The sequence below is a fragment of the Psychrobacter sp. genome, assembly GCF_036731945.1.
Classification (GTDB): Bacteria; Pseudomonadota; Gammaproteobacteria; order Pseudomonadales; family Moraxellaceae; genus Psychrobacter.
Genome location: NZ_DAINDI010000037.1, coordinates 22,912 through 28,553 on the forward strand (window position 1 = coordinate 22,912; position 5,642 = coordinate 28,553).

The following is a 5,642-nucleotide window of genomic DNA, read 5'->3' on the forward strand; positions in this document are numbered from 1 at the left end:
AAAAACCCCGTATATTGCTTATTTTCATGAGCAGCAATAATGCCATCAACGGCAAGCCGTTGCTCTTCATTTAGGTCAAGCGGCATTTTTGCTAAAGTAACGGGCGCGGGCGCAGACTTGGCTTCGATATAGCGCTCGATAAGCCCTTTGGCTTCTAGCGCCTTTAAGAAAGGTCGCTGCATACCTTCTAATAATAGTACGTCTTCACTAGCGCCGTGCTCACCGTGTAGCTTAAGCATCTCAAACTGCTGCTTTTGTTTTTTGGCATTGCTATGAAAATCATCATCAGTGACGTGCGGTAAAATCCGCCAATGGGTAGTGAGTAAGTCCAGCGGTTTACCTTGACGTACAAGGCTTGGCAACATCACCGCTAACACGTCACCGAGTGGATAGTGATAATAACGCGCCAGCCAATGCGCGAGCTTTAGCATGCTAGCATCTAAAATTGGCTCAGCATCTAAGCATTTATTAATAGGTTTGAGCTTGTTGATGGGAACGTCGCTAGACGCTTCCTCAATATGAGCAATGACAATACCGATTAAGGTTTGACGACCAAAAGGTACCTCAACACGGCTACCAATCGCTGGTAGCACCATAGTGGCCATGGCAGCGCCGTTTGGCAACGTCGGCGTATCTGCTGGCAAGCGATAGTCAAATACCCGATAAAGGGGTACGGGCAGGGCAACTTGTAGCAACATAACTGGGCTTCGCAGTCTTTTATTGAATGAATAGAGGATAGAAACAACAACGCAAATCTAAACAGGCACAGACAAATAAGCTTAGCATGAAGCTAAGCTTATTATCATTTAACGTAAAATAGTAATGCTCAGTGACGCTCAATAATCGTCTTATTCAATATACATGATAGATTCAATTTCAACCACGCCGCCTTTAGGTAGCGCCGCCACTTGTACGGCAGCGCGGGCAGGATATGGCTCGCTTAAGTTAGCGACAAATACGTCGTTTAGCGCGGCAAAGTCATTTAAGTCGGTTAAAGAGACGTTGAATTTGACCACATCATTTAAACTGCCACCGGCTGCCTCACAGATGGCTTTGATGTTTGCAAATACTTGCTTGGCTTGTGCTTCAAAGCCTTCTTTTAGCTCCATAGTATCAGGGTCAAAGCCTAGTTGACCGGAGATATAAACAGTATTGCCTACTTTTACCGCTTGTGAATAGGTGCCAACGGCAGCTGGGGCTTTATCGGTTTGAATGGTTTGACGGGTCATATGATTTCCTTATGATGTTTTTTTTGGTTAAAAAATTGGCCAAAAATTTCAGGCGATAATAAATGCTCAACATTGAATGGCTTTAAAAGGGATAGATTTTAACATGTATTTTAACGGCTTTTATAATTGATAAAGCCTAATAATATTGGGGAAGCCAAGTAGCGAACGTAACTCGCGAATGCCTTGCGCCAAATGATTACGGCTACGAACGACGATATGAATAATGGTATCGCTGCTACGCACGTCGACCTTTTCGACCCCGATATTTAATTGGCGCAGATGATAAATCACTTCACTGATTTGCTCGTCGCTTAGGGCGATTGAGAGTTTGAGATAAGCAGGGAAGCGTATTTTGCTGTTATGTTCCCCAGATGAGTCGCCTTGTTTAATGGCTTTATCATTACGCCAGCGCAGTTGGATAACTTGATAAGGGTTGTCTTTACGGATATCGTCCAATGAAAAGCACTTATGGCGATGCACAACCAGACCATGACGTGATAAATGGCCGACGATAGGGTCACCATAAATCGGATGACAACAATTGGCAAAATCAAGCTCAACGCCTGACGCGTTGACAATCAATTGTTGCGGTTGGGTCATATCATCAACGCTTTCTTGCGACTGCATATCACTGACTTCATCGCTAAACAAGCGCGTCACCACCAGTTGCGGCAGAAGCGTGCCCGAGCTAATTTGCTCAAACAGGGCATTTTTTTCTGTTAGACCGCGCCATTCGGTCAGGTTTTTCCAATCGCTTTCGGTCAAATCATCAAGGCTTTTCTGATAGGTTTTTAGCGCACGGTCTAGGGCTTGTTTGCCATGATGCTGTTTATCGGCAGGTGATAAATCTTTGAACCAACGTAAAATCTCCACGCGGGCTTTATTGGTCACCACAAAGCCGAGCCATTCCGCTTTTGGCTCAGAATGGCTGCTGACTTCAATCTCGACCAACTGCCCGTTTTTCAGCACCGTACCGAGTTTTGCATGCTTGTTATCGACATTGGCACCGACCGCGACATTGCCAACCATAGGGCCGACAGCGTAAGCAAAGTCTAGCGCTGTGGCACCTTGTGGCAGCTCATAAGCGCGGCCTTGCGGGCTGTAGCAGATGATTTTACTCGAGTGTAAATAATCCATCAGCTCATTAATAGTAGAAACGGCTGCGGAAAAATCAGGGCTATCGGCGTCTAACGTGTCTTCGTCGACCAAGTCTTTCATATTACGCAGTGACGCTTGAATAACCGACTGGCTAACATCGGAGGCGTGTTCGGCACCAATAACACCGAGCCTTGCCGCGTTTTGCATTTGCTTGGTTAAAATGGTGACTTTAACAAAGTCATTGTCGCGTTCATAAATCAGGGTCAACGACTGATTGCCTCCGGGCAGTGGACGACGAATATTATCAGCGATATGACTGTCATCAATCTGGTATTTTTTAATCAGATAATAAGCAAGCTTGTCACAAGCTTCGATGTTATCAAGCACAATCTCAAACGCATAGTGGCGCAGTAGTGCATTGATTTCACCGCGATTACGGAAAAACTGCCGGAAGATAACCACGCGATTGTCTAAAACTTTGACCATGCCATTAAGATCAAGGTTGTTTAGTACAATACTTAAATAGCGATGAATGGCTTCTCTTTGAAAATTACGCCCAAGTCCATGTTGCAGCAGCTTATCAGACAGCTTGTTATACATATCAGAATCAAGATTGCGATAGCACAGTACTTCAATATAATCAGCAATGTCATTGAGACCCATCAAGCGCGCAAAGGGTACATAAAAATCTAACGTTTCTTGTGCAGTAGTTCGCTGTTTTTCGGGACGTACCGCATCGAGCGTCGACATATTGTGCAAGCGGTCAGCCAGTTTAATAATCAAGACGCGCGGATCGGCAAGGGTGGCGGTCAATATTTTATGAAAGGTGGCGGCTTTGTTTTCTTGCTTGTTATGGGTTGATGATTTTAATTTGGTCACGCCATCGACCAGTCTGGATACTATTTTACCGTAACGCTGCTCAATATCTTCAGCGCTAACCTCGGTATCTTCTACCGTATCATGAAGGATTGCCGCAATAATGGTATCGCGATCCAAGCGAAAGCCTGCCAATATTTCGGCGACGGCAATCGGATGCGTGATATAAGGCTCCCCTGATTTACGCTTATCTTTGATATGCGCTATATCACCGAACTCACAGGCATCAATAATATCACTACGTTCAGCCGCAGTGAGATAACCTACCGAGCGCAGCAGGTTGTATTGAGCATCATCCACTAAAGGATGACTGAGTTTGGGCAAGGTTTGAGTCATAAGGTGGTAATCCTATTTTCCAATACCTATTTATCAGTTCAGGACGGTTCGTCGGCTACGGACTTTTAATGGGTTCAGGACTGTTGGGTAAATGATAGCTGGATGAATAAGCGGCGGTTATGCAAAAGAGTAAGCTATTAGGTCAAAGCATACTAACTTAAAACGCACAAAGCGAAAAGAGGGCAGACCACCCTCTAATTAATCGTAAATTGTTCTCAATGTCAACTCTTATGCGCGTAAGTCAGGTAGAAAATAAAAAATTCTACCTAAGTGGTATGATTTTCGCTATAAGTGGTCGCAATAATTGGCAAGCATTTGGTGTTATCAGTCGTTTCATAACCAAAAAACCACAGCCGACGCTGTGGTTCTTATCTTTTCGCAATGTCAGCACAGAATAAAGTGGTCGTGCTTATTGCTAAAAGTTAGGTTTTACTAAAAACAGCTCTGTATTAAAAGCTATGATCGCCCGACAAAGCCAAATCTAATGAGCTTGTCGCAAAGTTATGCTCTGGCTGATTTAAAATATCACGGGTGATTTTGCCAGCAGCAATTTCACGTAATGCCAATACCGTAGGCTTGTCGTTATCGACGTCAACCATCGGCTCAGCGATACCTTTGGCCAATTGACGGGCGCGCTTACTGGCGACCAAAATCAGCTCAAAGCGATTATCAACATTATCCAAACAATCTTCAATCGTCACTCGTGCCATAAATAGCTACCTCGGTTGTTTTTATCAGTCACGGCGCTTGTCCGTCACTCAATAAAAATAATATCAAAAATATAAAAGCGTATAGCTGGACATTATAGCATTTTTTGCCGAAGCGCGTAGTTGCTTTTTATATCTGCTGTTAGTTATCCGAAAATCGAGATTTTTAACCTCTAAGCTTTCTTTCCCCTAAGTGTTTTTTGCTTATTCGTCGACTTGGCTATTTAGCAAATTGGCAATAGTGCGATGATAACGCTGCTGCTGGCGTTTAAGGGTTTGTCTATCGGCAACGATAATGGCTTTTAGCTCGGTTAACGCCACTTCAAAATTGTCATTAATCACCACAAAATCAAAATGTACATATTGCGCCATCTCCGTGACCGCGCCCGCCAAGCGCTGCTCTATGACTTCCATGCTGTCCTGCGCACGCGTCGATAAGCGCTGACGTAAGGTCGCTAAACTTGGCGGCAAGATAAAAATCATCGTCGCATCGGTAAATATCTTTTTGACTTGTAGCGCGCCTTGCCAATCAATCTCAAGGATAACATCGACGCCTGCCTCCAGCTGCGCGCGCACGCTTTGCTCTGAGGTGCCATAATAATTGCCAAACACTTCGGCATGCTCTAAAAACTTGCCTTCGCCGATAGCCGTGACAAATTTATCAACGTCGGTAAAATGGTAATGCTGACCATCAATCTCAGCGGGACGCGGCGCGCGCGTGGTGTGCGACACGCTAACGGTTAAGTCGTTAGTGGTGGCCAGTAGCTGTTTGACCAGTGAGGTTTTGCCCGTCCCTGAGGCGGCGGTAATAATAAATAATGAACCTGTCATACGGTTTTTCCTAATGGATAGTTTGCTAATGGTAAGGTGCCACAATGGAATAGGTACTAGTAAAGTGTGCGCTAATAAAAAGCTAAAAACGGCGCAAATAAGTGTTGAGCTGGTAAAAACAAAAAACGCCATCAAGTATGGCGCTATAAAGTTGTATTGATTTCTCATTGATACGTCATTATAAACTGCTTGGCGCGCTTTTATTTAATTCGCGCAAGCTTTTTAGCACTTAATCTTATTTATTGTCTGTTTTTGCATCAAAAAGCGCTGTGTCAATGAACGTTAATGCTCAGTTCATTTGAAACAGGGCTATTTTCAAAGGCAATAAAAGCAAATTATGCTAAAGTAGAGCATGGATGTTATCCCAAGTTTTGAGGTTAAGCAGTTTGACGTTAAGCTTTAACCATAAATTATCTAATGATAGGCCCTCTTATGCAAATTTATCTTGCCAATCCACGTGGATTTTGTGCTGGTGTGGATCGCGCGATTGCGATAGTGAACGAAGCATTGACACGTTTTGAGCCACCCATTTATGTGCGTCATGAAGTCGTGCATAACAAATTTG

Annotated in this window: 4 protein-coding genes and 2 pseudogenes; 1 reads left to right on the forward strand and 5 read right to left on the reverse strand. The window is 44.0% G+C overall.

All coding sequences use genetic code 11. From position 1 onward, the window contains the following. The 5 genes and pseudogenes from V7D75_RS08955 to gmk form a co-directional block, all read right to left on the reverse strand. Positions 1-698, reverse strand: a pseudogene (locus V7D75_RS08955) (primosomal protein N'); the annotation flags it as partial. A 150-nt stretch (positions 699-848) separates the two neighbouring features. Next, positions 849-1,229, reverse strand: a complete 381-nt coding sequence (locus V7D75_RS08960) for a RidA family protein (RefSeq protein ID WP_191691038.1) — start codon at positions 1,227-1,229, stop codon at positions 849-851. Positions 1,230-1,349: 120 nt separating this feature from the next. After that, entirely contained in the window at positions 1,350-3,539 is a 2,190-nt protein-coding gene (locus V7D75_RS08965) for a RelA/SpoT family protein (RefSeq protein WP_333614280.1), read from the reverse strand. Positions 3,540-3,988: 449 nt separating this feature from the next. Next, positions 3,989-4,249, reverse strand: coding sequence for a DNA-directed RNA polymerase subunit omega (gene rpoZ / locus V7D75_RS08970; RefSeq protein ID WP_068403827.1), 261 nt, complete (start codon positions 4,247-4,249; stop codon positions 3,989-3,991). A gap of 201 nt (positions 4,250-4,450) precedes the next feature. Continuing rightward, on the reverse strand, positions 4,451-5,077 hold the full coding sequence (gmk, locus tag V7D75_RS08975) for a guanylate kinase (RefSeq protein ID WP_333614281.1): 627 nt from the start codon (positions 5,075-5,077) through the stop codon (positions 4,451-4,453). 432 nt (positions 5,078-5,509) lie between these two features. On the opposite strand from gmk, the pseudogene ispH reads away from it, so the two are divergent. Then, positions 5,510-5,642, forward strand: a pseudogene (gene ispH / locus V7D75_RS08980) (4-hydroxy-3-methylbut-2-enyl diphosphate reductase); the annotation flags it as partial.

Bases quoted from the DNA above. Each gene is read 5' to 3' on its own strand.
- V7D75_RS08960 (WP_191691038.1), bottom strand. From the start codon at position 1,229: ATGACCCGTCAAACCATTCAAACCGATAAAGCCCCAGCTGCCGTTGGC.
- V7D75_RS08965 (WP_333614280.1), bottom strand. From the start codon at position 3,539: ATGACTCAAACCTTGCCCAAACTCAGTCATCCTTTAGTGGATGATGCT.
- rpoZ (WP_068403827.1), bottom strand. From the start codon at position 4,249: ATGGCACGAGTGACGATTGAAGATTGTTTGGATAATGTTGATAATCGC.
- gmk (WP_333614281.1), bottom strand. From the start codon at position 5,077: ATGACAGGTTCATTATTTATTATTACCGCCGCCTCAGGGACGGGCAAA.